A 26,319-nucleotide genomic window follows, 5' to 3' on the forward strand; every position below is an offset into this window, starting at 1 on the left:
GTGGAGGCCGGGACCAGGCGGGGCAACAAGTCATATTAGCGTTCCGGGGGTGGGGGCCGGGAGTGTTGTTCCGAGGCATGTATCGGGAACTCACGGTAGACCCGGACATATCCGTCCGCCCCACGAGTGTCGGGTGATCCCTCGAAGGGGGTAGCGCCCGGGAGAAGGCGGTTTTTCATACGATGCGGCGGGTGCGGTGGGCGTTCCGGTGGATGCGCCGCGGCGGCCCCCGCGGGTCCCGGGGGAGCCGGGCGCGGGACCCCGGAGGGCGGGGTCTGCCCGGTCCGTGTCACGGGTGTCGTGGTGCGGTGTCCTGATCCCGGGGCCGGGTCCCGGGTCCCGGAGCCGGCCGGGCGCGCTCGGTGTCACGGGTGGGGGGCCGGTGCGCGACCGGAAGGACCGGATGTCCGGCATGAGCCGGGGAGCCGTGCCGGACGCCGTCCGCGGCGGGCACTCGGGAGTGGGCAGCGCGGAACGCGGTGTCCGGTGCGTCCGGGTATGTGGCGGGCGTCCGGGCGCGGGCGCCACGGTCCGGACGGCCGGGCGCGGGGCGCGGGCGGGTCCGGGACGGCCTCCGGGCCCGTGTCGCCGCGCGCTCCCGGCGCCGGAGAGGACCGCCGCCGCGCCCCCGGCGCCTGTGGCCCGCCCTCGCGGGTGCCCCCGCGTCCCGCCCCGGTCCGCCAAGGTCCGGTGGACGCGGGGGCCCGGGGCGGGGCTACCGCCGCTCCGGAGCGCCCAGCAGGAGGTGGTCGAACTTCTCGGCCACCACCGGCCAGTCCCAGGTGGCGATGGCGTGCTCGGACGCCATCCGCGCCTGCTTGCGCCAGACCTCCTCGGAGCCGGTCAGCGCCAGGATCCGGTCGGCGGCCTCACGCGGGGAGGCGACCACCCAGTCCTGGGGGAAGAGGGTCCGCGCTCCCGTGGCACCGCGGGCGAAGAACGGCCAGTCCCGGCCCACCGGCACCGCGCCGCTCGCCGCGCCCTCCACGAAGCCGCAATGGAAGCTCTCCCGGACCGACGAGCTCAGGATCACCCCGACGCCGGTCAGCGCGGCCGGAACGTCGTCGAGCTGCCCGAGTCGGCGGACCGCCCCCGCGTCCTCCAGTCCGGCGAGGTCCTTCTCGTACTCCCGCGCATACGCCTTGGACGCCGCGCTCAGCCGGGCGTCGACGTCCGAGCCGATCAGGAACAGCCGGTAGCGCTCGTCCGACTCCCGCAGCAACCGCAGCACGTCGATCGCCCAGCGCGGGTCCTTCGCCACGGCCGAGATACCGATCAGGGCCAGCGTGAACCGCGCCTCGGCGTCCTTGGGCAGGTCGTAGGAGGCCAGGTCCATCGCGTTCGGGATGACGTGCAGCGCCGGCGCGTGCGCCTCCCGCAGCTGCGGGACCGCCGTCACCGTCAGATCCCGCAGATGCGCGCCCACGAAGATCAGGTCGTCGACCCGCGAGAGGTCCGTGAGATACGGCCAGGCGCTGAAGGTCTCATAGCTGTGCAGCCGTACGACGATCCGGGTGGTGCCCGGGTCCACGGCCGTGAACAGGGCGGCGGGAACGGTCATCCAGTCGACGAACACCGTGTCCGCCCAGTCCAGATGGGGCCGCAGATGCCGCTCCAGCAGCTCGCCGACCTCCGGCGCGCCGCCGAGCCGGAACTCCGCCACCCGGTCCGCGGAGACCTTGGCGAGCGCGGGGTCGTCCGCCACGTCGAGCGTACGGACCTCGACGTCCGGGTGGTTCTCGTAGCGGTCGCGGATCTCGCCGAGGAAGTGGTCGTTGCGGCGGACCGCGAACAGCAGCCGCAGCGGCCGTCCCACGGGCGGGGCGGCGGCGGGGGCCGCCCGCCCGCCGGGCCGGGACAGCGCGGTGACCGCGGAGCTGTGCCACAGGGGTGACGGAAAGCTCTCGGGGGCGTCGGCGAGCGGTGACTCCGTGCGGTCGAAGTGCAGGACCCGGTGGAAGACCAGGCCCATCGCCCGCATCACCGACGCGGCGGCGGGCTTGTTCTTCCCCGCCGCCAACAGGGTGTCGGCACACGCGAGTTCGGCCTTCACCGCGTCGGCGAGCCCCTTCGGCACCTGTCCGCGGGCCAGATCGAGCCGGGCCGCGTCGCCCAGCAGCTGGGCGCGGTGGCGCGGGTCGCGGGTGCGCCGCGCGGCCGAGGTGAGGGCGAGCACCGCGCCTCCGGGGCGGTTCGCCTTGCGCATGCCCTCGCCGACCCGGCGCGCGAGCTTGAAGCGCACGCCCTCGGGCAGCCCGGGAGCGGTCACGGCGGCCCGCCACAGCCGGGCGCCGGGGCCCGTGCGCAGCACCCTCGGGCCGATCGCGCCCCGCGCGACCGCCTTGGGGGCGCGCAGGGCCCGGCGGCGGGCGCCGCGCGCGACGGCGCCCGCCCGGGGCAGCGAGGCGACGAAGTCGGCGCGCAGATAGTGCCCGGCGCGGGAGCTGCGGTCGGCGACGGCACGGGAGGCCGCGGCGACCCCGTAACAGGCGTGGGCGGCGCGGTTGATCCGCGCCAGCCGCCAGACCGTGTAGACGGCCTGGATGTCCAGGGCCACGATCACCTTCGCCCTGCGGGCGACGGCGAGCAGGGCGGTGTCCCGCTGGGCGGCCAGCCACACCGGGCCGCCGTCCTTGGCCCTGCGGGCGGCGGCCTGCTTGCCCTTGGCGGCGCCTCCCGAGAACGACTGCCGTGACACCAGGCCCTCGGCGTCGGGCAGTTCGTCCAGCGGGGGGAACCCGGCCAGCCGGACCCGTACCTCGCCGCTCTTCGCGAGGTCGCGCACCGCCGCCGCGAGATTCTCGGCGCGCGGGGCGGTGGACGCGACCAGCAGTACCTCGATCACGCCTGCACACTCTCCGCCCGGGCGCCCGCGCGGCCGGACCGCTCGCCGTCGTTCCGCGCCTCGACGAGCTGCCGTACGGCGGGCTCCATCACCGCGTCCCGGGCGAACCGGGCCGCGTGGTCGCGGGCCGCCCGCCGCTGTTCGTCGTCGGCCTCCACGGCCATCCGCGCCGCGGAGCAGAACGCCTCGGTGAGGAACTCCTCGTCCAGGCCGCCCGCCCCCGTCCACAGCGGGTGGCCCTCCAGCATGGCCGACGCGTCGTGGTCGCTCTCGTGGGCCGAGAGCACCGGCAGGCCCGACGCCATGAACTCGTACACCTTGCCCGAGGTGACGAACCGGCCGCCGACGAGCATCAGGACGAGCGCGTCCCAGCTGTTGTACGTGGCGGCGACCTCGGCCTTGGGCACCGGCCCGCCGAAGGTGACCCCGTCCGGCTCGGCCGCCCGGATCAGATCCATGTGCTTGTTGGCCTCACGGCTGGCGCCCGCGCCGATGTGCCCGCGGATCTCGAACCGGGAGCGCGCCACCAGCGGGTCCCGCTCCCGCGCCGCGCGCCACGCGTTCAGCACCGTCTCCAGGAAGACCGGCTTGAAGTTGACCGACCCCAGGTAGCCGAAGACCAGGCCCTCGTCCTTCCTGGGCACGGAGGTGACCGGCGGCAGGCTGTCCTTGTCGAAGCCGTTGCGCACGACGTGGACCCGGTGGGCCAGTTCCGGGTAGCGGTCCCGGTAGAAGTCGGCGATCGGGTCGTTGACACACCAGATGCCGATCGCGTCGCCGAGGACCTTCGACTCCCAGCGGCCGGACACCGAGTCGTGCTCGAACGCCTCGCCGCCGCCGATCACATCGACGGACCAGCCGTCGCGGAAGTCGATGGCGTACGGGACCTTGTGCGTCTCCCACAGCTTCCACGCGGCGGCGAGATTCACATACGGCGCACAGCTCGCCACCAGCAGATCCGCCGGGCGCTCCCGGTGGACGTCGACGACCGCGCGCTCCAACTCGTCGCGCCAGCCGCCGAACACCGGCTCCGGGAAGTGCTTGAGATGGCTCTCCCGCTCACGCAGCGCCCACTGGGTGGGCTGGAGCGCGCGCTTCTCCGTGAAGCGGCGGATGTCCGTCTCCAAGTCCTCGCGCACCAGCGGCAGTTCGACGATGCTGGTGCGCGGGTCGACCGCCTCGGAGAGCGTGTGGTCGAGACCGTACTCCCGCTCCCAGCTCTCCTCCAGGATCGTCACCACGGTCACGTCCCAGCCCTGGGCGATGAACTGGTTCGCCGTCTCGCGCATGCGGTACGCGCAGCTCTTCGCCGCCGGCGGGAAGCCGATCGCCAGATAGATCAGATGCGGCCGGCCGGGCTCGGTGACCGGGGCCGGGCCGCCCCGGCGGGCCATGGGCTGGTTGTCGCGCCCACGTGAGCTGAGACGCTTGATCGGATTGCGCAAGGGGGAACTCCGCTGTCTTCAGGGCCGGGCAGGAGGGTCAGTTCTGGTCGGCGAGGACCTGGACGACACGGCGGGCGGCCTCGCCGTCGCCGTACGGCTCGCCCCGCTCGCTGTCGGGGGCGGGGCGGGTCGCCGTCTCGGTCCAGGCGTCCCGGCCGAGGCCGCGCGGGTCGGGCACGAGCTGGTTCCAGCGGTTCTCCAGGGTCTCCACCCACTCGGTCTCCGGGCGCAGCGTGGTGCAGGCGCGGCCGAGGAGGAACGCCTCCTTCTGGAGACCGCCCGAGTCGGTGACCACGCCGGCGGAGCGCAGCACCGCGGCGACGAGACCGGCGTACGGCAGGGGGCGGCCGACGTGCAGATTGCCGCGGCTGAGCTTGAGTCCGTAGCTCTCGGCGCGGGCGATCAGCCGCGGGTGCGCCAGCAGCGCCACCGGCACCGGCAGCTCGGCCAGCGAGTCCAGCAGCCCGGCCAGCCGCTCCGGGTCGTCCGTGTTCTCCGCGCGGTGCAGCGTGGAGACGAGATACGGCGCCTCGGGGTCGATGCCCTCCGGCAGTTCCGGCAGCGGGTGCTCTCCGGCCAGTACCGCGTCACGGATGCGCAGGCACACGTCGACCATCACATCGCCGACCAGGACGGAACGCTCGGCCAGGCCCTCGGACGCCAGGTGGCGCATGGCCTCCTCGGTGGGGGCGAGCAGCAGATCGGCCGCGTGGTCCGTCATGACCCGGTTGTGCTCCTCGGGCATACGGCGGTTGAAGGAGCGCAGGCCCGCCTCCAGGTGCGCCACCCGGTAGTGCAGCTTCACCGCGGACAGGGCGCCCGCCAGCGTCGAGTTGGTGTCGCCGTAGACGAGGACCCAGTCGGGGCGCTCCTGTTCCAGGACCTTGTCCATGGCCGCGAGGACGGCACCGGTCTGGACCCCGTGGCTGCCGGAGCCCACGCCGAGGTGCACATCCGGGTCGGGGATGTTCAGACCCGAGAAGAAGACGTCGGACAGATCGGCGTCGTAGTGCTGACCCGTGTGCACGATCACATGGTCATGGGGAGTGCCGGCGAAGGCCGCCGCGATCGGGGCGAGCTTGACCAGCTGGGGGCGAGCCCCTACGACACTGAGGACCTTCACGGTGGTACTGCTCCTTGCGAACGGGATGAACAGGACGAACGGGATAAACGGGATAAGCGCGGCGAGGGGATCCGGCGCCGGAGGGCGCACCTGCCGACCCATGGTACGAGGGTCCGGAAAACCGGCTCGCGTCGCCGCGGCGACCCGGCCCCCCGTCCGGCACGGTCGGGCACCGTCCGCAAAACCGGCCCCGGCCGCGGCAGTACGGGAGCGTGCGCTCCTCGGCGACAATGGACACGGCAGCTGTGTCGTTCATAGCACCTTTGCCCGGGACGGTATGCTCCCTTCGCCGCAGTGAGCCACGAAAAGCCAGTGTGTACCGGCTGCCGCGCAGGCGTCGCATGGAGATCGAGGAAGGCATGTACATGGAGCTCGACAGCGCCACGGAGGCCCGGAGAACCCGGGGGCGGGTCGTCATGCTCGTCGACAACACCGTCCGCAACGACTCGCGGGTCCAGAAGGCTGCCAGGTCCGCGGCGGACGCCGGGTGGGATGTCGTTCTCTTCGGGCTCTCTCCCAACCGGGAGCACCACTCGTGGAACATCGGCCACGCCGAGGTCCGTCTGGTGCCCAAGCCCTCCCCGATGGGTCGCCACCGCTTCGAACTGCGCCGCCCACTGCTGCGCCAGCCGCTCGCCTACCGCAGCGACGACCACGCCAAGTACCGCATGCAGGCCGCCAAGGCGTGGCGGTCCGACCTGAACTTCCGCCGCGCCGCCGAGGCCGCGGACGGACCGGGCGCCAGGAGCGCGGGCGGCTCCCCGCTGCGCCTGGTCGTCCCGCGCGTCAGCGCCAAGGTGTACAGCAAGTGGGTCGGCCTGCGCGCCCGCCAGACCCGTCGGCTGCGCGCCAGCCGCAAGGACCTGTCGGCGCCGATCGACCGCGCCACGACGGCGATGTGGCAGAAGCTGCGCGGTGAGCGCGCCTGGCGTTCGCTGATGCCCTATCTGTGGGACTTCGAGCTGACCTTCGCCCACCACATCGACGAGCTGAAGCCCGACATCATCCACGCGCACGACTTCCGCATGCTCGGTGTGGGCGCGCGGGCCGCGGTGCGCGGCCGGGCGGCCGGGCGGCGGGTGAAGCTGGTGTGGGACGCGCATGAGTACGTGCCCGGGCTGCACTCGCCCCACAGCCGCTGGCTGCTGGCGCACATCGCGTGGGAGAAGGAGCACGTACCGTTCGCCGACGCGGCGATCACCGTCTCCCCGACGCTCGCCGAACTGCTGAAGAAGGACCACAAGCTCAAGGAGATGCCGGCCGTCGTCCTCAACGCGCCGGTCATGAACCCGGCCCCCGAGGAGCTCGCCGAGGCGGAGCCGGTGCCGGACCTGCGCGAACTGTGCGGCATCGACAAGGACACCCCGCTGCTCGCGTACGTCGGCGGCATCAACCCGGTGCGCGGTGTGGAGACGATCATCGAGGCGCTGCCGTCGCTGCCCGATGTGCATGTCGCCCTGGTCTCCATCCCGCCGGGCAAGCGGTTCCCCGCGCTCCGCAAGATCGAGGAGCTGATCGAGGAGCTGGGCGTCGGCGACCGGGCCCACGTCCTGCCGTTCGTGCCGCACTGGCAGGTGCCCGAGTTCCTGTCGTCGGCGGACGCGGCGGTCAGCCCGCTGCACCATCTGCCCAACCACGAACTGGCGCTGAGCAACAAGTTCTTCGAGTACTCGCACGCCCGGCTGCCGCTGATCGTCAGCGACATCCGCACCATGGCCGCGATGGTGGAGAAGACCGGCCAGGGCGAGGTCTTCCGCGCCCAGGACACGGAGGACTACATCCGCGCCGTGAAGGCGGTGCTCGCCGACCCCGGCCGCTACCGGAAGGCGTACGAGAAGCCCGGTCTGCTGGAGGGCTGGACCTGGGAGCGCCAGGGCGAGGTCCTCGACGAGGTCTACAGCAAGCTCCTGCCGGACCGTCCGAAGCTCGGCTGACTCCCGCCGTCAGGGATCCGGCCCCGCCCCCTTCTCGGCGAATTCCGGGGGACGGGGCCGCTCCCGTCTCCGGGACGACCGGTCCTGCGGACGGCACCGGGCGGACCGTACGCGCCGTGGCGGACGGAACCGATCGGAACCGGACGGGCGGGACGCGGTGGGATACGGGGCCGGGTGCGGCCCGCAACCCCCCCGTCGCGAAACGGTGTTGACCGGCGGCGGACCCCGTGCCCCGGCCTCCCGGCGGCGGGCCGGGCGCCATGGCTCGGGCCGTGGCCGCGCATGACGCCATGATAGTTTTTCGGCGTGTTCCTCCCGCCGACAGCGCAGGCGGCACCGACCGCGCCCCCGGCACACGGCCTCTTCGAGGGCCGGGACCCCCGCGTACGGACCGTCGGCAGGCGGAGCACGGAACCGGCCGTTCGGCGGTCGCGGGAAACGGTGGAATCGGGACGCACCTCTTCGTCCTCGAACCTGGACGCGGTGGAGGGCCTCGCGGCATGACGCATGTACTTCTGATCGCTGGCGCGGTACCGCAGCCCGCGGTCCTCAGGGCTTCGCTGGAGAAGTTCCGCGCCGAGGGTGCGACCGTCCGGCTCGTGGGCCTGTTCGACGCCCGCGAGCTCAGGGACGGACTCGGCGACGAGAGCGCCCGGCTCGACGGGCTGCGCTCGCTGACGGAGGCCAACGAGGCACGGGGCGCGGCCTTCGCCGGGCGCGTCGCCAAGATGCCCGCGCCCCGCCGGGTCTGGGCCAGCGTCGAGGGCGACGCCCCGACCCGCCGCTGGGCCCGCAAGGCCCAGGTCCTGGTCGCGCTCGACCAGGGCGCGGTGTACGCCACCTGGCAGCTCGCCCAGCGCAACCGCCGCGCGCACGCCGTCTTCGGCACCGCGCCCGGGCTCAAGGCCGTCGCCGACCGCCGCGACCGCCCCCGCCACTACCGTATCCAGGACGCCCGCAACTCCGTGCCCAGCCCGGTGCACGCGGCCCGCACCACCCAGCGCACCACCCGGCGGGCCGTGGGCAGCGCTCTGCGCCGGGCCTCGTCGCCCGCCGTGATGCGCACCTCCGTCGGCGCCAAGGCGTGGCGGGTCGCCGTCACCGCGCCCAAGGTGCCGGACGGGATGCGCGCCAAGCTCGCCCGCAGGGTCAGCACCTCCATGGCCAAGGGCGGCCGCAAGGCCGGTGCCGCGATGGTGCTCGCCTCCGCCGCACAGCTCACCGCCAACCGCGCCCTCCAGGCCGAGCTGTACGCCGAGTCCGCCCGCACCGACCTCAATAGGGGACATGACAACCCCGCGGGCCGGGCCAAGGCGATCGGCGCGGCGCTCTCCCAGGCCGACGCCCGCCTCAAGAAAGACGACACCAAGGGCGCGGCGGCGGCACTGTCCAGCGCCCTCGGCATCGCCTTCCACCGGGCCATCCACTCCGACGGCCTGTCCTCACCGCTCGCCGCCGACCCGGCCGCGTACCTCGCGCCGTTCCGCGCGGGCAAGGCGTACCGGAAGCTCATCGCGCCCGGGGGCCGTGCGCTGCCCGCCGCCCCGACCCCGGCCGGCCGGCCGCTGCGGCTGCTGGTCACCACGTACTACTACGACAACTTCATCAAGCCCGTCCTGGACCGCTACGGCGACCACCCGGACGTCGAGATCCGCTACTTCGACGTCAAGGACGACGACGTGCTGCGCCCGCTGGCCCGCAGCGGCGGCCGGATGCTGGAGTACGCCCTCGGCGGGCAGAAGCCCTTCGGCCACCAGGTGGAGGCCGCGCTGCGCCCGCACCTCGACTGGGCCGACATCGTCTTCGTCGACTGGTGCACCAGCGCCGCCGCCCTCTTCACCCAGGTCGACCCGGGAACCACCCGGATCGTGCTGCGGCTGCACAGCTACGAGGTGTTCACGCACTGGCCGCACCTCGTGGACTACTCCCGCGTCGACGACATGGTCTTCGTCGGCAGCCATCTGCGCGATCTGGCGGTGGACGTGCTGCCGCAGCTGCGGGAGGAGCACGCACCGAAGCTGCACGTCATCGCCAACGCCATGGACCTGGAGCCCTTCCAGCGGGAGAAGGACTCCGCCGACGCCCGCTTCACCCTCGGCCTCGTCGGGGTGAGCGCGGTCGCCAAGGACCCGCGCTGGGCCCTGGAGGTGCTGCGCGAGCTGCGCACCCGCGACCCGCGCTACCGGCTCGTCGTCATCGGCGACGGCCTCGACCGCAAGGCGAGCGCGACCGCCCGCGCCTACGACGACCTGCTCCAGAAGGACCTGGCGGAGCTGTCCGAGGCCGTCGAACTGGTCGGCCGTACCGACGACGTGCCGGGCGCGCTGACCCGCGTCGGTGTCATCCTCAGCAGCTCGGTCCGTGAGAGCTTCCACTGCGGTCTGGTCGAGGGCGCCGTCAGCGGTGCCCTGCCGGTCGTGCGGGACTGGCCCTTCTTCGCGGGGAAGGAGAACGGCGCGCGCACGCTGTTCCCGGCGGACTGGGTCGTCGCCTCGCCGAAGGAGGCCGCCGAGCGCATCATCGCGCACACGGCGTCCGAGGAGGACTGGCGGGCGGCCACGGACGCTGCGGCGAAGCACTCGCTGTCGACCTGGGACTGGTCGGTGATCAGCGACCACTTCGACGCCCTGATCCTCGGCGACCGCGCCTGAGCGGTGTACGGGAAAGCCCGGGTGAGGGGCCGTTCCGGTCACGGACGGCGCCCTGCCCGGGGCCGCGCGCTCACGGGGAAGGTGCTGTGCGCTCACGGGGAAGCCGTGGCGACGAGCACCACATAGCTGCCGTAGGCGCCGGAGACCAGGGCGCCCGCGGTCACGATCGTGCCGATGACCGCCGGACGCGACCGCGCCAGTACCTTCGCGACCGGGATGATCAGGACGAACGCGGGGATCAGTAACCGCGCCTTCGCATGGAAGAAGTCGCTGCCACCGAGGGCGACGACGAGGACCGTGGCCGCGTAGATCAGCAGCGGCGCCGGCAGCCGCTGGAGCGCGCAGACGACGAGCAGGGTCACAGCGGCGCAGAGCGTGGCCGCGATCACCGGGATGGTGAGCGTCCACGATCCCCTCACGGTGAAGACGTCGGTGATCTGCCCGAAGGTGTACGCACCGAAGTCGAAGTGGGTGTTCCAGCGGCGCTCCTGCACCTGGAAGTAGCCGTCCCAGCGCCCCGCGCGGTAACCGACCCAGCCGAACCAGGCGACGAGACCCAGCGGCGAGACGATCACGGCCGTCAGCAGACGCGGGACGGGCCGCCCACCGTCCGGGCCGGATCGCTCGCCCTCCGGGACGGGCCGCAGCAGGGCCCAGAAGGCGCACAGCGCGACGGCGGCGACCACCGCGGCACCCGTGGGGCGGGTCAGCCCGGCGAGGACGGCGAGGGAGGCGGCGGTCAGCCATTTCCGTGTGAGCACCGCGTACAGCGCCCAGGCCGCCAGGGCTGTGAACAGGGATTCCGTGTAGGCCATGGACTGGACGACGGCGTGCGGGACGATGCCCCACAGCACGGCGGTGAGGATCGCGGCCCTGCGGTCGGCGACCAGCTCGACGACGGCAAGAATGCCCCAGGCGGCCACCAGGGACGACAGCAGGGCGATGGTCCAGGCGATCGTGACGGGGGAGAGCGGGATGATCCCGCCGATGCCACGGATCAGCTGCGGATAGAGGGGAAAAAACGCGTAGCGGCACATTTCACCCCTGATCGGGCAGTTCTGGGCATAGCCCGATGCGGCGATCCCCAGATACCAGCCGCTGTCGAATCGTGTGGCCAGCAGGGAGCGCATCGGCCGGTCGGTGCCCAGCCCGATGAACACCAGGTTCACCAGCCTGACCAGGGCGTATCCCGCGAGGGCGGGCCAGGCCCGGATGGCGGCGGCCATCAGCCGGTGGGCCCGGGAGTCCGCGCTGCGCGGGGGCGCGGGTGTGGTGGCGGCGGGCCCTGCGCGGAGCTGAGTTCGCTGCATCGTCGCTCTTTCTCGGACGGGGAGACGGGCGGCCTGCTGGGGGGAACGATGATTCGGTGAGCGTGGATCGGCGGCGGAACATGCCGAAATGGCGTTATATGTCCTGAAAATGAGGGAATGACCAGCAGTTGGCGGGCGGGCGGATGGGTGTAGCCACGGGCCGCGCGGACGGGCGCGAGCCGGCTCGGGTACACCGGGCCCGCGGTGCGCGCGGCCTGCGTACTCCCGCTACCGCGTACCTCCGCCTATGCGGGCGGGGTCATGGCGTCGGCCACGGGTGGCGGACGCCGAAGCGGCTCCCGGGACCCCGGCCGGAAACCGGGCCCCGCGCCTCGCAGGCGACCGGTCGGCTCGTCCCGCTGTGCCCGCGCTCCCGCTCGGCGACGGCGACGGGAGCCGCCGGCGTCCCTCTCGAACGGGACGCCGCGGACGGGGACGCCCAGGTCATGGGCGAGGCCCCGGCGGAAACCGGCCGGACGGGCGGCACCGGGGCTCTCCCCGCCCGCGCGGTGCGGCACCCGGACGTGCCGGCCGGCCCCGGCCGGTTCTCCGGCGGGCCCGCCCGTGCCGCCGGGGCTGTCGGGGCTGTCGTCGTCCGTGGTCGGGATGTGCGCCTCGGGCGCGGACGATCCGACGAGAGCGGCAACCGGACCGATGTCCTCGGCTTCGTCGCGCGTCGGACCGGTCACGAGCACGGCGCCGGGAGGGTTGGGTACGTACGGTGCGCTGTCCGGCATGTTCTTCCCTCGTCAGGCAGAAGCGGGGACCCGGCACGCCCGCGGGTCCCGCTTCGCGGCGTGCCGGTGCCCTTCGAGGGGTTCGAGTAGCTGGACGGCCCGCGCCGTTGCGGCGCGGGCCGTCTATCCGCGGGTGATATCCGACTGCGGTGATCCGCCGTCCGGTGAACCGCGCAGAACCGGCGGCTCCCGGCGCCGGCGGTCCTCGGAGGGCGTGTCAGAGGGCGCGTTCGTTGAGGGCGCCGTCCTTCTCGTCGTACACCTCACCCGTCTTCGGGCACTCCCAGACCCCCGGCTCACCGCCGCGCTCCCCGAGCTTGACGCCCGCCCGGCCGACCCAGCCGACCCGCCGCGCGGGCACGCCCACGACCAGCGCGAAGTCGGGCACGTCCTTGGTGACGACCGCCCCGGCCGCGACCATGGCCCAGCGGCCGATACGGATCGGGGCGACGCACACCGCACGCGCGCCGATCGAGGCGCCGTCGGCGATCTTCACCCCGACGGCCTCCCAGTCGCCACCGCGCTTCTGCTTGCCGTCGGGGTCGACCGAGCGCGGGTTGTGGTCGTTCGTGAGCACCACGGCCGGGCCGATGAAGACACCGTCGCCCAGCTCGGCCGGCTCGTAGACCAGCGCGTAGTTCTGGAGCTTGCAGTTGTCGCCCATGCGCACACCGGTGCCGACGTACGCGCCGCGGCCGATGACACAGCCCTCGCCGAGCCGGGCGTCCTCCCGGATCTGCGCGAGCTCCCACACGCTGCTGCCGGCGCCGATCTCGGCGGTCTCGGCGACCTGGGCGGTGGGCTGGACCCTGTAGTTCACTGTTCTGCCTTCCGGGCGGTGCGGGATGCGGGCGTACGTACGGGAATGCGCTGCGGTCACTTCGCCGACGTCGGTGGGAGCATACGTGCCACGGCCGAACGGCCGGCGGGCACCGGGAACCGCGGCCGGGGGAGCACGGTTCCGGGGAGCCGGGAGCCGGGAGCCGCCGGGCCGCCGGGCCGCCGGGCCGCCGGAGCGGGGGAGTGCGGGGCGCCCGGAGCCGGGAGGGGACCCGGTTTGACCCCCCTGGCCCCGCCCCCGTAACCTTGACCGTCGGCGTGTCTGTCGCACGCCAGCTCCTGAGCACCTCCCTCCGGCTTCCGCCCGGAGAGGCCGCTCACCCCATCCGGACAGTCGCGGGCCCCGGCCCGTGCGGGCGGCTGGCATCAGGAGTTTCCGTTCCGAGCGAGAGAGAGATCCGCGTGTACGCCATCGTGCGCAGCGGTGGTCGCCAGCACAAGGTTGCTGTCGGCGACATCGTTGAGGTTGACAAGATTTCCACCGCCAAGGTTGGCGACACGGTAGAGCTCTCTACCCTGCTCGTTGTCGACGGCGACGCCGTGACCAGCGACCCGTGGGTCCTGGCGGGCATCAAGGTCACGGCCGAGGTCGTGGACCACCACAAGGGCGCCAAGATCGACATCCTTCGCTACAAGAACAAGACCGGTTACCGCCGTCGCCAGGGCCACCGCCAGCAGTACACGGCGATCAAGGTCACCGGCATCCCCGCGGCTGCGAAGTAAGGGACTGAGGAGAGATGGCACACAAGAAGGGCGCATCGTCCACCCGGAACGGTCGCGACTCCAATGCTCAGCGGCTCGGCGTGAAGCGCTTCGGCGGTCAGGTCGTCAACGCCGGTGAGATCCTGGTCCGCCAGCGTGGCACCCACTTCCACCCCGGCTCGGGCGTCGGCCGCGGCGGCGACGACACCCTGTTCGCGCTGCAGGCCGGTGCGGTCGAGTTCGGCCGGCACCGTGGCCGCAAGGTCGTGAACATCGTTCCGGTCGCCTGACCCAGGCAGCCGTACCACGGTCTCATCGCGAGGGCGGACCTCACTTTCCGTACGGATCTCCGTAGGGGAAGCGGGTCCGCCCTTCGCGTGTTACGTCTAGGACGGAGCCGGTGTCCCACGGGACGCGGCCCTACCACGGCCCGCTTCGCCGGGACGAGGCCGTTCCACGGCGGACACCCGTTCCCGTACCCACCCCGATCCACCCCGGTAGTGACGTTTCTGGAGGCACATCCCATGACCACCTTCGTGGACCGCGTCGAACTGCATGTCGCCGCGGGTAACGGAGGCCACGGCTGCGCCTCCGTACACCGTGAGAAGTTCAAGCCGCTCGGCGGCCCCGACGGCGGCAACGGCGGGCGGGGCGGCGATGTCGTCCTGGTCGTCGACCAGTCGGTGACCACGCTGCTGGACTATCACCACAGCCCGCACCGCAAGGCCACCAACGGCCAGCCCGGCGCCGGTGACAACCGCTCCGGCAAGGACGGCCAGGACCTGGTCCTCCCCGTGCCCGACGGCACGGTCGTCCTCGACAAGCAGGGCAATGTCCTCGCCGACCTCGTCGGCCACGGCACCACCTTCGTCGCGGGCCAGGGCGGCCGGGGCGGCCTCGGCAACGCGGCGCTCGCCTCCGCCCGCCGCAAGGCCCCCGGCTTCGCGCTGCTCGGCGAGCCCGGCGAGGCGCGCGACGTGGTCATGGAGCTGAAGACCGTCGCCGACGTGGCACTCGTCGGCTATCCGTCCGCCGGGAAGTCCTCGCTGATCTCGGTGCTCTCCGCCGCCAAGCCGAAGATCGCGGACTACCCCTTCACCACCCTGGTGCCGAACCTGGGCGTGGTCACCGCGGGCTCCACCGTCTACACCATCGCGGACGTGCCGGGGCTCATCCCCGGCGCCAGCCAGGGCAAGGGCCTCGGCCTGGAGTTCCTGCGCCATGTCGAGCGCTGCTCGGTCCTCGTGCACGTCCTGGACACGGCGACCCTCGAATCGGACCGCGACCCGGTCTCCGACCTCGATGTGATCGAGGAGGAGCTGAAGCAGTACGGCGGTCTCGACGACCGGCCGCGCGTGGTCGTCCTCAACAAGATCGACATCCCGGACGGGCAGGACCTCGCGGACATGATCCGCCCCGATCTCCTCGCCCGCGGCTACCGCGTCTTCGAGGCGTCGGCCGTGGCCCGCACCGGGCTCAAGGAGCTGTCGTTCGCGCTCGCCGGGATCGTCGCCGAGGCCCGTGCCGCCAAGCCGAAGGAGGAGGCGACCCGGATCGTCATCCGCCCGAAGGCCGTCGACGACGCGGGCTTCACGGTCACGCTGGAGGACGACGGCGTCTTCCGCGTACGCGGCGAGAAGCCGGAGCGCTGGGTGCGCCAGACCGACTTCAGCAACGACGAGGCCGTCGGCTACCTCGCCGACCGGCTCAGCCGCCTCGGTGTCGAGGAGCAGCTGATGAAGGCCGGTGCCCGCGCGGGCGACGGCGTCGCCATCGGCCCCGAGGACAACGCGGTCGTCTTCGACTGGGAGCCGACCGTGATGGCGGGCGCCGAGATGCTCGGCCGCCGTGGCGAGGACCACCGCCTCGACGCCCCGCGCCCGGCCGCCCAGCGCCGCAGGGAACGGGACGCCGAGCGGGACGAGGCCGAGCGCGCGTACGACGCGTTCGACCCCTTCCAGTGAGCCCCCGGTGAGCCGTCCGTGACCGGGTCCGCTCCGGCCGCCGCGCAGCCCGTTCCGGGGACCGCGCGGCGGCGGGCGCGGCCGTCCTCCGGCATCCGGCCGGCGGGTCCGCGAGCGACCGCCCCGGCACCGGACGGACAGGGCCGTGAACGACCGCCCCCGTACCGGACGGACAGGGCTGTGAACGACCGCCGCGGACAGGGAGAATCGGTCCGGCAGACGGCACAACCTCTCGTGCCCGGAAGGCGTCTTGCAGTCGTGACCCGGCGGACCGTGACCCGGCGGACGGCTGACGTCGTGTTTCCGGGGCAGAGCCACAGTGCCCCAGAACGGCGAACGGAGCCTTGATGAAGATCTCCTTCCTCATCCACACGATCTACGGCATCGGCGGCACCATCCGCGCCACGCTGAATCTGGCGGAGGAACTCGTCGACCGTCATGAGGTGGAGATCGTCTCGGCGTTCCGGCACCGCGACATCCCGCTGTTCCCCACGGACCCGCGCATCAGCCTCGTGCACCTCGTCGACACCCGGCCGAAGTCGCCGACGTACGAGAAGGACGACCCGGTCCACCAGGAGCCCTCCGAGCACTTCCCCCGGAGCGAGGCCCGGTACAAGGAGTACAGCAGGCTCACCGACGAACGCGTCCGCGCCCACTACGAGGGCTCGGACGCGGACGTGGTCATCGGGACCCGGCCCGGACTGGTCGCCTACGTCACGCAGTTCGCGCCCGAGGGCGCGGTGCTCATCGGCCAGGAGCACATGACGCACAACCATCACAAGCCCGAGCTGCGCGAGGAGATGCGGCAGTATCTCGACCGGCTCGACGCCTTCGTGACGGTCTCGGAAGGAGACGCGGAGGTGTGGCGGGAGCAGATGCCGCTCCCGGACACCCGCATGCTCTCCATACCCAACAGCGTTCCCGAACCGGTCGTCGCGCCCTCGGACCTGGAGGGCAATCTGATCGTCGCCGCGGGCCGGCTCTCCCGCGAGAAGCGGTACGACGTCCTGATCACGGCCTTCGCCACGGTCGTCGAGGCCCGGCCCGAGTGGCGGCTGCGTATCTGCGGCTGGGGCCCCGACAAGGACCGGCTGCGCCGCACCATCGACAGACTCGGCCTCCACAACAGCGTCCAGCTCATGGGCCCGCGCTCCCCGATCGAGCCCGAGTGGGTCAAGGGCGCCATCGCCGCCTCCACCTCCCGCCACGAGTCCTTCGGCATGACCCTCGTCGAGGCGATGCGCTGCGGACTGCCCCTCGTCAGCACCGACTGCGACTACGGCCCCCGCGAGATCATCAAGGACGGCGAGGACGGCCTGCTGGTGCCGGTCGGCGACGCCGACGCGGTCGCCGCGGCCCTGCTCCGGCTGATCGACGACGAGCCGCTGCGCCGTGAGATGGCCGCCGCCGCGATCAGGAACGCCCGCCGCTACGACCCGGGCGTCGTCGCCAAGCGGTACGCGGACCTCTTCGCCGAACTGGGCGCCGGCTCCTCGCAGCACGCCGGCACCGCGCCGGCCGCCCCGCGCACCCAGCCCTTCGCCCCCGTGGCCGACTGCGTCGCCGAGGCCGACGGCTCACTGACCGTCACCGTCGTCGCACCCCAGGCCGCGGCCCTGAAGCACCCCGGGCTGCGCCTGGTCTGCACCCATATCGAGGGCCACGCCGGCGAACGCGTCTACCCGCTGCGGCCCGACGGCACCGCCGTGATCCCGGCCGCCGACGAGTTCGCCGACGGCCACTGGATGTGCCACGCCGACGACCCCCGCACCGGCCGCCGGGTCCAGCTCACCGCCCGCGCCGTCGACCAGCGCGGCTCGCTGAGGGTCGCGGAGCGGCTGAGAACCGACTCCGGGGTGCGCCATCTCGTACCGCACCGGCGTGCCCCCCAGCAGCATCTGGTGCTGCGCTCCTGGGTACGGCCCGTGCACGTCGAGGCCGCCGACGTCGTGCTGTCCGGCCACCGGCTGACCCTGACGGGCCGCCTGGTCGGCCCCGTCGAGCCGTCCGGCGAACCCTCCCTCGTGCTGCGCCGCCGCGGCGACGTCAACGACGAACTCGTCTTCCACGGCACCCGCGAGGGAACCCGCGGCTTCTCCGCCGTCATCGACTGCGAGGCCGCCGCCGAGCGGCTGGAGGGCGAGCACGAGTACTGGGAGATCTGGCTCCGCTACGCCCCGGGGGAGGATCCGGTGCGCATCGGGCGGGTCCTTGACGACGTGGTCCGGAAGAGTGACGTCTTCGTCTACCCGGACGTCCTGCTGCACAAGCAGCGCTCCCTGCTGCTGGCCCGCCGGGTGCTGCGCAAGCTCCGCGGGCAGGACCAGCGGCTGATCAAGGTGACCCTCGCCTACAACGCCACCAACAGGCTCGTGCTCCATGTCGGAGACCGATGAGCGCCTTCTGTAAAGCCCGCCACTCTGTGTCGTCCCTCACTCCGCATCTGTGTAAGGAGAGCGTCAACTTCGCTGGCCACCGGGTGAACCCCGGGTGTCCCGGCGAGGTTCCGCGGGCGGGGTCCGCCTTGCGGGACGGTCACGCAGAGTGCGACCATCGCACCGTCCCCCACTCGTCCCAAGGTAGGTCGTTCTGTGTCAGCGCCTCGTGAAGCCAAGCCCCGCACCACGGCAGTCGTGCTGGCCGGTGGTACCGGTCAACGGGTGGGGCTGTCGATCCCGAAGCAGCTGCTGAAGATCGCGGGCAAGGCCGTCATCGAGCACACGCTGACGATCTTCGAACAGGCCGAATCCATCGATGACGTGATCGTTCTCATGGCGCCCGGGTTCGTGCCCGACGTGGAGAAGATCATCGCGAAGGCCGGCCTCACCAAGGTGCGGCGGGTCATCGAGGGCGGATCGACCCGCAACGAGACGACCGAGCGCGCCATCGCCGCGCTGAGCGAGGGCCTCGGCGCGGGCGAGGACCCGAACGTCCTGTTCCACGACGCCGTCCGCCCGCTCCTGTCACAGCGCGTGATCCAGGACTGTGTGGACGCGCTGGAGCGCTATCACGCCGTGGACGTCGCCATCCCGTCGGCGGACACCATCATCGTGACCCGCACCCACGGTGACGACGGCGAGTTCATCACCGATGTGCCGGACCGCTCACGGCTGCGCCGGGGCCAGACCCCGCAGGCGTTCACCCTCTCCACCATCCGCAGGGCCTACGAGATCGCCGCGGAGGACCCCAACTTCCAGGCCACCGACGACTGTTCGGTGGTCCTCAAGTACCTCCCCGACGTACCGATCCACGTCGTCGCCGGGGACGAGTACAACATGAAGGTCACCCAGCCCGTCGATGTCTTCCTCGCCGACAAGCTGTTCCAGCTGGCGTCCACCGCGGCGCCCCGCCAGGCCGACGAGACCGCCTACCGCGAGCTGCTCGCCGGCCGCACCCTCGTCGTCTTCGGCGGCTCGTACGGCATCGGCGCGGACATCGCCCGGCTGGCCGGGACCTACGGCGCGCACGTGTACGCCCTGGGCCGCTCCACCACCGGAACCCATGTCGAGAACCCGGAACACGTCGACGACGCGCTCTCCCGCGCCTACTCCGAGACCGGCCGTATCGACTACGTCATCAACACCGCCGGTGTCCTGCGTATCGGAAAGCTGGCCGAAACGGACAACAGCACCATCCAGGAAGCATTGAACGTCAATTACCTGGCGCCCGTCCAGATTGCCCGCGCCTCCTACAAATATCTGGCGGAGAGCAAGGGACAGCTGCTTCTCTACACCTCCTCCAGCTATACCCGGGGGCGTGCCGAGTACAGCCTCTACTCGTCCACCAAGGCGGCCATGGTGAATCTCACCCAGGCACTCGCGGACGAGTGGGCGGCCGATGGGATCCGGGTCAATTGCGTGAATCCCGAACGCACCGCGACCCCCATGCGCACCAAGGCGTTCGGCACGGAGCCCGCAGGCACTCTCCTCTCCTCCGAGGCCGTCGCGAGAACCTCCCTCGATGTGCTCCTGTCGGAGCTGACCGGCCATGTCATCGACGTACGGCAGCAGGACCCGACGCGTGGCGCCGGCGAGGCGTCGGGCTTTGAGCAGGCGCTCGCCGCGGTCCTGGACCGCGAGGGGGATGTGTAATAATTCACGCTCACGCACCTTGCTGACATCCGATGAAATTCCCGGACCTCTGTGATTGCCTCGCCGTGAAAAAACGTGCGAAACGCGGGACGCAATGGACGCGAAATGCGGAGGCTCGGTCTGTGAAGCCCTGACTTCCCCGGGAAGCCCCGACTTCGCAATTCCCCTGAAGGATCGACCGGCACCCTTTGGAGCAGGTTCCCCGTGATTTCGACCGCCATTCGCCTGGTACGAGTCGGCAGCCGGTCAGAGCTGGCCGCCGCCGCTCTGATCGGGCTCGGCTATCCGTGCGTCATGCTCGCCGCGCTGCTCCCGAGCATTCCGCTCTTCGCGGCGGCCGCCGCCGTGACCTATGCCGCGGACTGGTATCTGCACCACCGCCGCAGCTATCTCGTCAACCGTCTCAGCAAGGTCCGGGTGGGTCTGCCGATCCGCTTTCTGCTCCGTCAGCTGCTGCTGGTCCTGCTGCTCGCCCGTGAGGCGCTCGCCCAGACCCCGCTCTTCTACACGGCCGTCGCCGGATTCCTCGTCCTGTACGCCCTCCAGGCGCCGCACGGAGCGCTGGCGACCCTGATCCGGATGCGGCGCACCATGCCGGTCGTCACCCGGAACGTGGACCTCCAGAAGATCCGTGTCCCGGACGCCCCGCCGAAGGCCCTGCTGCACCGGTCCGGCGAGAAGATGCTCCATCTCGACATCCCCGCCATGGCCGGAGTGCTGACCGCGGCCGCCACCGGCAGGGACGCCGTCGGATACGCGGGGGTCGCCGCGACCGTCGGGCTCGGCCTGCTCTACACCGTGGTCCTCGCGCCCTATCTGCGCAGCCGCCGGGTTCCGCCCGCCGCCACCGTGCTCAAGGCCGTGGGCGACTGGCTGCAGGAGTACCGCCCCACCGTCGCCCTCTACTTCTCCGGCTCCGACGAGTCCGCGTACCAGGTCAACATGTGGCTGGAGACGCTGGAGCAGATCGACGGCCGTCCGCTGATCATCATGCGCGAGCGCGAGCTGGTGCCCAAGCTCAACCCCACCGCCGTGCCCGTCCTGTGCGTTCCCGGCGGCATGCACATGATGAACCTCAGCCTCTCCACGGTCCGCGTCGCGCTCTACCCGGCCAACGTCGGCAAGAACATCCACATCCTGCGCGTACCGACCATGAAGCACGTCTTCATCGGGCACGGCGACAGCGACAAGCTCGCCAGCGTCAACCCGTTCAGCAAGGTCTACGACGAGGTGTGGACGGCCGGCCGCGCCGGCCGCGACCGCTACGCCCTGGCCGACGTCGGCGTACGGGACGAGGACATCGTCGAGGTCGGGCGGCCCCAGCTCGCCCCCATCCGGACCGGCACGGGCACCACGAAGCACCCGGTTCCGACGATTCTGTACGCCCCCACCTGGGAGGGCTGGGACGACAACCCGGGCAACACCTCGCTGCTGCTGGCCGGTGAGAACATCGTCCGCCGTCTCCTCACCGCCGAGCCGCCGGTGCGGCTCGTCTACAAGCCGCACCCCTTCACCGGCATCCGCAACAAGAAGGCCAAGGCCGTCCACGAGCGGATCACGGCCATGGTGAAGGCCGCCGCCGCCGAGCGCCGCGCCGACGCCCGCTGGGCCTCCGAGGCCGCCGCGTCGGAGGCCGGCCGGGAGAGTGCCGGCGCCGAACTCGCCGCCATCGAGGCCGAACTGGCGGACCTCGCCACCCCCGGCCGCTCCGGCGGCGACGAGGCCGAGGAGTCGAGGGTCTCGCTCTCCGACCCGGTCCGCCTCGCCCGGATCAAGCAGCTACGGGCCGACTGGAACGACGCCTACTGGCGCTCCACCGGCTGGTGGGAGCACCGGATCGTCACCGGCGCCGAGCCCAGGCTGTACGACTGCTTCAACGAGGCCGACGCGATGGTCTCCGACATCTCCAGCGTCGTCTCGGACTTCATGGCGAGCGGCAAGCCGTACGCCGTGACCGACTCCGCCGGGCTGGGCGTCGAGGAGTTCCAGCGGCAGAACACCGCCGCGCGGGCCGCCGTGGTCCTCAGCAGCGGCGCCGCCGAACTGGACGCCCTGCTCGCCGCGGTGACCGCACCCGAGCGCGACCCGCTGGCGGACGCGCGGCGCGAGCTGAAGGACTACCTCCTCGGCCCCGACCGCCCCACCTCGATGGAGCGCTTCAACTCCGCCGTACGCACGCTCCAGGCCGCCGCCGAGGCCCGCAACCGCGCCGTCGACCAGCGCGCCGACGAGCAGTTCCGGGGGAGGCCGCAGCCGGGCGGCGCGTCCCGGGCCGTGGAGTCGAGCGGGGCGAGGGCCCAGCTGGCCCGCTGAGCGGGATCGTGTACGGCGACGCGGGGTCCGCACGGTGACGACACCGAGCGGACCCCGCGTCGCCGTACGGGCCGTGTCCGCCGCTCCGGCCGCCGCCGCACGGTGACCCTGTGTTCCGTATGGGACCCGCGTGCTCTGCGGTACGGGAAGTCCCGCCACGCCCTGTGCCTGCACGCCTCGCCGCCGGGCGGGGGCCTCTCCCGGGCGGACGGGCCTGTCCAGCGGGTGAAATGGCCGGGCACCCGGTCCGCGGCCTGACATAGATTCGGCCTGTGACAGTGGCAAGGCAGCAGGTAACACAGGCCCGCAGGATCGTCGTCAAAGTCGGCTCCTCCTCCCTGACCACCGCGTCGGGAGGGCTCGACGCGGACCGGGTGGACGCCCTCGTCGACGTTCTCGCCAAGGTCCGCAGCGGGGGCGAGAAGGAGATCGTGCTGGTCTCCTCGGGCGCCATCGCGGCCGGACTCGCACCCCTCGGCCTCGCGCGGCGCCCCAAGGACCTGGCCCGCCAGCAGGCCGCCGCCAGCGTCGGCCAGGGTCTGCTCGTCGCCCGTTACACGGCCTCCTTCGCCCGCTACGGCGTGCGCGTCGGCCAGGTCCTCCTCACCAGCGACGACACCAGCCGCCGCGCCCACTACCGCAACGCCTACCGGACCCTGGACCAGCTGATCGCCATGGGTGCCGTCCCGGTGATCAACGAGAACGACACGGTCGCCACCGACGAGATCCGCTTCGGCGACAACGACCGCCTGGCCGCACTGGTCGCCCATCTGGTCCGGGCCGATCTGCTGGTGCTCCTGTCGGACGTGGACGGGCTCTACGACGGCGACCCGTCCCAGCCGGGCACCTCGCTCATCGGGGAGGTACGCGGCCCGGCCGACATCGAGCACGTCCAGATCGGCAGCGCCGGCCGGGCGGGCGTCGGCACCGGCGGCATGGTCACCAAGGTCGAGGCCGCCCGGATCGCCACGGCGGCGGGGGTCCCCGTCGTCCTCACCTCCGCCGTGCGCGCCGCCGACGCGCTGAAGGGCCGGGACACCGGTACGTACTTCCACAGCACCGGACGGCGCTCCGCGGACCGGCTGCTCTGGCTCGCCCACGCCTCCACCCCCCAGGGCGCGCTGATCCTCGACGACGGCGCGGTCAGGGCCGTCGTCGAGGGCAGGAAGTCGCTGCTGCCGGCCGGGATCGCCGCGGTCGAGGGCGAGTTCTCCGCCGGGGACCCCGTGGAACTGCGCGACACCCGGGGCCGGGCGGTCGCCCGCGGGCTCGTCAACTTCGACGCCAAGGAGATCCCTCAGCTCCTCGGCCGTTCCACCCGTGAACTCGCACAGGCACTCGGTCCGGAATACGAGCGGGAAGTCGTACACAGGGACGATCTCGTGGTCCTGCACCCCTGAAACGGCTGAAAGTCCCGCCAACCAACAGGGACCTTTACCAAAACCGCCCCATCCCCGCTCCGGGACTGGTCAACTTTGAGGCGGGGTTGTGGCGGGGGTAGAGCAAGTCGAGACATGCAATCAGGAGGCCGCCGGTGAGACGAGCGCGCCCAGGGGACATGCCCCGAGGCAACGATGGCGTCCCCCACATTCGCAGGGCGACGGGGGAGTCCATCCGTAGATCCGCAGGTGAGCCCGCCCGCAGGGCACCGGGCGAGGAACGGACGCTGACCAGCGTCGAGGCGGGTGCCGACTTCGGCGAGGGGACCGGGGCGGGGCACGGGGCCGCCCCTTCCGACCCTTCGGGGCCCTCCGGCGGCGACCCGTACGGCGACGAGCGGGCCCAGTCGAAGCTGTGGCACATCACGCTCAGCGTCTCCGGGGCCGAAGCGCCGCTGCACGAGGTCAGGCGCGGCCTCGAACAGCTCGCCCACGACCACCCCTTCCTGCTGACCAGCCGATATGCCGGCGATCACGCGGAGATTCGCTACTGGGAGGAGGCCCGGGACCTCCATGACGCCGCCGCCGTGGCGCTGCGGCTGTGGGGCGAGCACCGCTCGACCGCGAAGCTGCCGCCGTGGACGATCGTCGGGCTGGAGGTCATCGACCGGCAGACCTACCACCAGCGCATCGCGGAGGGCTACGGTCCGCCTCCGGCCGCGCCGGTGGGCGTCCACCCCTTCTGAGCCCTTCCGGGGCCGTTTCCGAGCCCTTCGCGGCGTTCTTCCGCGTACCTGCCGCGTCCAGCCGTGTCCCGCCGCCCGGCCCCGGGGAGGGCGGCGGTGCCCGGTGCGGGGCATTCGTCTCGGAGTGCGGGATACCTGCCGGACGGCCGCGGTGGGCGCATTACCCTGCGGGTATGACGACGTCCTCGCCGCTTTCGCCCTACGACAACCTCTCCCCGGTCGCCCAGGCCGCCTACCGGGCGCGCTCCGCCGCCGCGGACATCGCGCCGCTGCCGCGCTCGGCGAAGGACGACGCGCTGCTGGCGATCGCGGACGCCCTGGAGGTCCGTACGAGCGAGATCGTTTCGGCCAACGCCGAAGACGTCGCCCGGGCCCGTGAGGCGGGCACCGGCGAGGCGATCATCGACCGGCTCACGCTCACCCCGGAACGGGTACGGGCGATCGCCGCCGATGTCCGCGACGTCGCGGCGCTGCCCGACCCGGTCGGCGAGGTCGTCCGCGGCTCGACCCTGCCGAACGGCATCGACCTGCGCCAGGTCCGGGTCCCCCTCGGAGTCGTCGGGATCATCTACGAGGCCCGGCCCAACGTCACCGTCGACGCCGCCGCCCTCTGCCTCAAGTCGGGCAACGCGGTCCTGCTGCGCGGCTCGTCGTCCGCGTACTCCTCCAACACCGCGCTCGTACGGGTCCTGCGCGACGCGGTCGGCGGCTCCGGCCTGCCGGCCGACGCGATCCAGCTCGTGCCCGGCGAATCCCGCGACTCCGTGCAGGAGCTGATGCGCGCCCGCGGTCTGGTGGACGTGCTGATCCCGCGCGGCGGCGCCGGACTGATCCGTACCGTCGTCGAGGAGTCCACCGTCCCCGTCATCGAGACCGGGACCGGCAACTGCCATGTGTACGTGGACGCCGCGACCGATCTCGACATGGCCGTCGACATCCTGATCAACTCCAAGGCACAGCGGCCCAGCGTCTGCAACGCCGCGGAGACCCTCCTGGTCCACCAGGACGTCGCCGCCGCCTTTCTGCCGCGCGCCCTGGACGCCCTCGCCGACGCCGGGGTGACCGTGCACGGCGACGAGCGCGTACTGGAGTACGCCGGCGCGACCAAGGCCACGGTGGTGCCGGCGACGACCGACGACTGGGAGACGGAGTACCTCTCCTACGACATCGCCGCGGCCGTCGTGGACTCGCTGGACGCGGCCGTGGCGCACATCCGCCTGTGGTCCTCCGGGCACACCGAGGCGATCGTGACGACCTCCCAGGCGGCGGCCCGCCGCTTCACCCAACTGGTCGACTCGACCACGGTCGCCGTGAACGCCTCGACCCGTTTCACGGACGGCGGCCAGTTCGGCTTCGGCGCGGAGATCGGCATCTCCACCCAGAAGCTGCACGCGCGCGGTCCGATGGGGCTTCCCGAGCTGACCTCGACGAAGTACATCGTGACCGGCGACGGCCACACCCGGTAGGGGCACGCGGGGCGCGGCCGCCCGCCGCGTCCCGCGCCATCCCGCCGGGGAGAGAGTTCTCCTTCCGTCTGCCCAAACCCACCTCCCAGGTCTACTCTGAATGCGTGCCGGACGACGTGGGGGGCAGGCCGTTCCCGGACGGCTGGGAGCCCGACGACGACCGCGGAGGCGCGGACGAGGACTTCGCCTCCGTGGTGTTCGACGAGGACTTCGTCCGGGCGGCGGAGGTCCATGAACCCACCGCCGTCGAGCGGTTGCTCGCCGCCGCCCAGGCCCGCGCGGAGGCCGAGGCCGCCCGCGCCGGAACGGGTCTCGGGATCACCGACGACGAGCTGTACGACGGCGGCTACGGCCGTGAGCGGGCCTACCGCGACGGCATCCGCTCCGGCGACTACGACGAGTACGCCGACCCCTACGGCAGGCACGGCGGTACCCTGCGCCCCTACCGCGGCAGTGCCCGCTGGCACCGGCCGGTGGCCTGGGTCCTCGCCCTGCTGATGGGGATCGGCATGGTCGCCCTCGCCTTCACCGCCGTCTACCGGGGAGCCTCCGGCAACCGCCAGGACCAGGTGCCGCCGCCCGCGACGACGGGTGTCGACGCCACCAAGTCCTCCCGCTCGACCGGCTCCGCCTCGGATCCCAACTCCCTCAGGGACCGAGTCGGCAGCCCCTCGGTCTCCGCGGAGTACTCCGCGCCGCCGGCCCCTGCCGACCGCCGCACCCCCTGACCGCCGGCTCTCTCCGGGGCGACCGCTGCCCAATCCGCTTCCCTT

17 protein-coding genes are annotated in these 26,319 nt (G+C 72.3%); 12 read left to right on the forward strand and 5 right to left on the reverse strand.

Annotated elements, in window-relative coordinates:
- Nucleotides 1-715: 715 nt before the first annotated feature.
- From ACFYT4_RS00340 to wecB, 3 genes are read right to left on the reverse strand one after another with little or no spacing between them, the layout of a single operon-like run.
- Nucleotides 716-2,845 (reverse strand): hypothetical protein, encoded by a 2,130-nt coding sequence (locus ACFYT4_RS00340; protein WP_389263719.1) that lies wholly within the window; start codon nucleotides 2,843-2,845, stop codon nucleotides 716-718.
- Nucleotides 2,842-4,290, reverse strand: coding sequence for a glycosyl transferase (locus tag ACFYT4_RS00345; RefSeq protein ID WP_389263721.1), 1,449 nt, complete (start codon nucleotides 4,288-4,290; stop codon nucleotides 2,842-2,844). Before ACFYT4_RS00345 ends, ACFYT4_RS00340 begins: the two co-directional genes overlap by 4 nt.
- A gap of 37 nt (nucleotides 4,291-4,327) precedes the next feature.
- Nucleotides 4,328-5,413: a non-hydrolyzing UDP-N-acetylglucosamine 2-epimerase gene (wecB, locus tag ACFYT4_RS00350; protein ID WP_389263723.1), complete on the reverse strand. Its 1,086-nt coding sequence runs from the start codon at nucleotides 5,411-5,413 to the stop codon at nucleotides 4,328-4,330.
- 341 nt (nucleotides 5,414-5,754) lie between these two features.
- Between wecB and ACFYT4_RS00355 the strand changes: the two genes are divergently transcribed.
- Nucleotides 5,755-7,347 carry a glycosyltransferase family 4 protein gene (locus ACFYT4_RS00355; RefSeq protein ID WP_389263725.1) on the forward strand — a complete coding sequence of 531 codons (1,593 nt, stop codon included), beginning with the start codon at nucleotides 5,755-5,757 and terminating at the stop codon, nucleotides 7,345-7,347.
- Nucleotides 7,348-7,847: 500 nt separating this feature from the next.
- On the forward strand, nucleotides 7,848-9,998 hold the full coding sequence (locus tag ACFYT4_RS00360; protein ID WP_389263727.1) for a glycosyltransferase: 2,151 nt from the start codon (nucleotides 7,848-7,850) through the stop codon (nucleotides 9,996-9,998).
- A 92-nt stretch (nucleotides 9,999-10,090) separates the two neighbouring features.
- Here the strand turns inward: ACFYT4_RS00360 and ACFYT4_RS00365 are convergent, their stop codons facing one another.
- Both ACFYT4_RS00365 and ACFYT4_RS00370 read right to left on the reverse strand, forming a co-directional pair.
- Nucleotides 10,091-11,308 carry a hypothetical protein gene (locus ACFYT4_RS00365; protein ID WP_389263729.1) on the reverse strand — a complete coding sequence of 406 codons (1,218 nt, stop codon included), beginning with the start codon at nucleotides 11,306-11,308 and terminating at the stop codon, nucleotides 10,091-10,093.
- 954 nt (nucleotides 11,309-12,262) lie between these two features.
- On the reverse strand, nucleotides 12,263-12,865 hold the full coding sequence (locus ACFYT4_RS00370; RefSeq protein WP_389263731.1) for an acyltransferase: 603 nt from the start codon (nucleotides 12,863-12,865) through the stop codon (nucleotides 12,263-12,265).
- Nucleotides 12,866-13,287: 422 nt separating this feature from the next.
- On the opposite strand from ACFYT4_RS00370, the gene rplU reads away from it, so the two are divergent.
- The 10 genes from rplU (at nucleotide 13,288) to ACFYT4_RS00420 (ending at nucleotide 26,274) form a co-directional block, all read left to right on the forward strand.
- Nucleotides 13,288-13,608 (forward strand): 50S ribosomal protein L21, encoded by a 321-nt coding sequence (gene rplU, locus ACFYT4_RS00375; protein ID WP_015033583.1) that lies wholly within the window; start codon nucleotides 13,288-13,290, stop codon nucleotides 13,606-13,608.
- 14 nt (nucleotides 13,609-13,622) lie between these two features.
- Nucleotides 13,623-13,877 carry a 50S ribosomal protein L27 gene (rpmA, locus tag ACFYT4_RS00380; protein ID WP_358823549.1) on the forward strand — a complete coding sequence of 85 codons (255 nt, stop codon included), beginning with the start codon at nucleotides 13,623-13,625 and terminating at the stop codon, nucleotides 13,875-13,877.
- A gap of 234 nt (nucleotides 13,878-14,111) precedes the next feature.
- Nucleotides 14,112-15,551, forward strand: a complete 1,440-nt coding sequence (gene obgE / locus ACFYT4_RS00385) for a GTPase ObgE (RefSeq protein WP_389263734.1) — start codon at nucleotides 14,112-14,114, stop codon at nucleotides 15,549-15,551.
- 347 nt (nucleotides 15,552-15,898) lie between these two features.
- Nucleotides 15,899-17,947 carry a glycosyltransferase family 4 protein gene (locus ACFYT4_RS00390; RefSeq protein WP_389263736.1) on the forward strand — a complete coding sequence of 683 codons (2,049 nt, stop codon included), beginning with the start codon at nucleotides 15,899-15,901 and terminating at the stop codon, nucleotides 17,945-17,947.
- A 195-nt stretch (nucleotides 17,948-18,142) separates the two neighbouring features.
- A complete protein-coding gene (locus ACFYT4_RS00395) occupies nucleotides 18,143-19,642 on the forward strand; it encodes a D-ribitol-5-phosphate cytidylyltransferase (protein WP_389263738.1) in 1,500 nt (499 codons plus the stop codon).
- A 204-nt stretch (nucleotides 19,643-19,846) separates the two neighbouring features.
- Nucleotides 19,847-21,955 carry a hypothetical protein gene (locus tag ACFYT4_RS00400; RefSeq protein ID WP_389263740.1) on the forward strand — a complete coding sequence of 703 codons (2,109 nt, stop codon included), beginning with the start codon at nucleotides 19,847-19,849 and terminating at the stop codon, nucleotides 21,953-21,955.
- A gap of 272 nt (nucleotides 21,956-22,227) precedes the next feature.
- Nucleotides 22,228-23,355, forward strand: coding sequence for a glutamate 5-kinase (gene proB / locus ACFYT4_RS00405; protein ID WP_389263742.1), 1,128 nt, complete (start codon nucleotides 22,228-22,230; stop codon nucleotides 23,353-23,355).
- A 134-nt stretch (nucleotides 23,356-23,489) separates the two neighbouring features.
- A complete protein-coding gene (locus tag ACFYT4_RS00410; protein WP_389263744.1) occupies nucleotides 23,490-24,080 on the forward strand; it encodes a hypothetical protein in 591 nt (196 codons plus the stop codon).
- A 173-nt stretch (nucleotides 24,081-24,253) separates the two neighbouring features.
- Nucleotides 24,254-25,546, forward strand: coding sequence for a glutamate-5-semialdehyde dehydrogenase (locus ACFYT4_RS00415; protein ID WP_389263746.1), 1,293 nt, complete (start codon nucleotides 24,254-24,256; stop codon nucleotides 25,544-25,546).
- 104 nt (nucleotides 25,547-25,650) lie between these two features.
- Entirely contained in the window at nucleotides 25,651-26,274 is a 624-nt protein-coding gene (locus ACFYT4_RS00420; protein WP_389263748.1) for a hypothetical protein, read from the forward strand.
- Nucleotides 26,275-26,319 lie beyond the last annotated feature (45 nt).

This window comes from Streptomyces sp. NPDC004609 (assembly GCF_042873655.1).
In the GTDB taxonomy this organism is placed as follows: domain Bacteria; phylum Actinomycetota; class Actinomycetes; order Streptomycetales; family Streptomycetaceae; genus Streptomyces.

What these genes read in the sequence shown, in the direction of transcription:
- ACFYT4_RS00355 (WP_389263725.1), top strand. Translation starts at nt 5,755, where the DNA reads ATGGAGATCGAGGAAGGCATGTACATGGAGCTCGACAGCGCCACGGAG.
- ACFYT4_RS00365 (WP_389263729.1), bottom strand. Translation starts at nt 11,308, where the DNA reads ATGCAGCGAACTCAGCTCCGCGCAGGGCCCGCCGCCACCACACCCGCG.
- ACFYT4_RS00360 (WP_389263727.1), top strand. Translation starts at nt 7,848, where the DNA reads ATGACGCATGTACTTCTGATCGCTGGCGCGGTACCGCAGCCCGCGGTC.
- obgE (WP_389263734.1), top strand. Translation starts at nt 14,112, where the DNA reads ATGACCACCTTCGTGGACCGCGTCGAACTGCATGTCGCCGCGGGTAAC.
- rpmA (WP_358823549.1), top strand. Translation starts at nt 13,623, where the DNA reads ATGGCACACAAGAAGGGCGCATCGTCCACCCGGAACGGTCGCGACTCC.
- ACFYT4_RS00390 (WP_389263736.1), top strand. Translation starts at nt 15,899, where the DNA reads ATGAAGATCTCCTTCCTCATCCACACGATCTACGGCATCGGCGGCACC.
- ACFYT4_RS00415 (WP_389263746.1), top strand. Translation starts at nt 24,254, where the DNA reads ATGACGACGTCCTCGCCGCTTTCGCCCTACGACAACCTCTCCCCGGTC.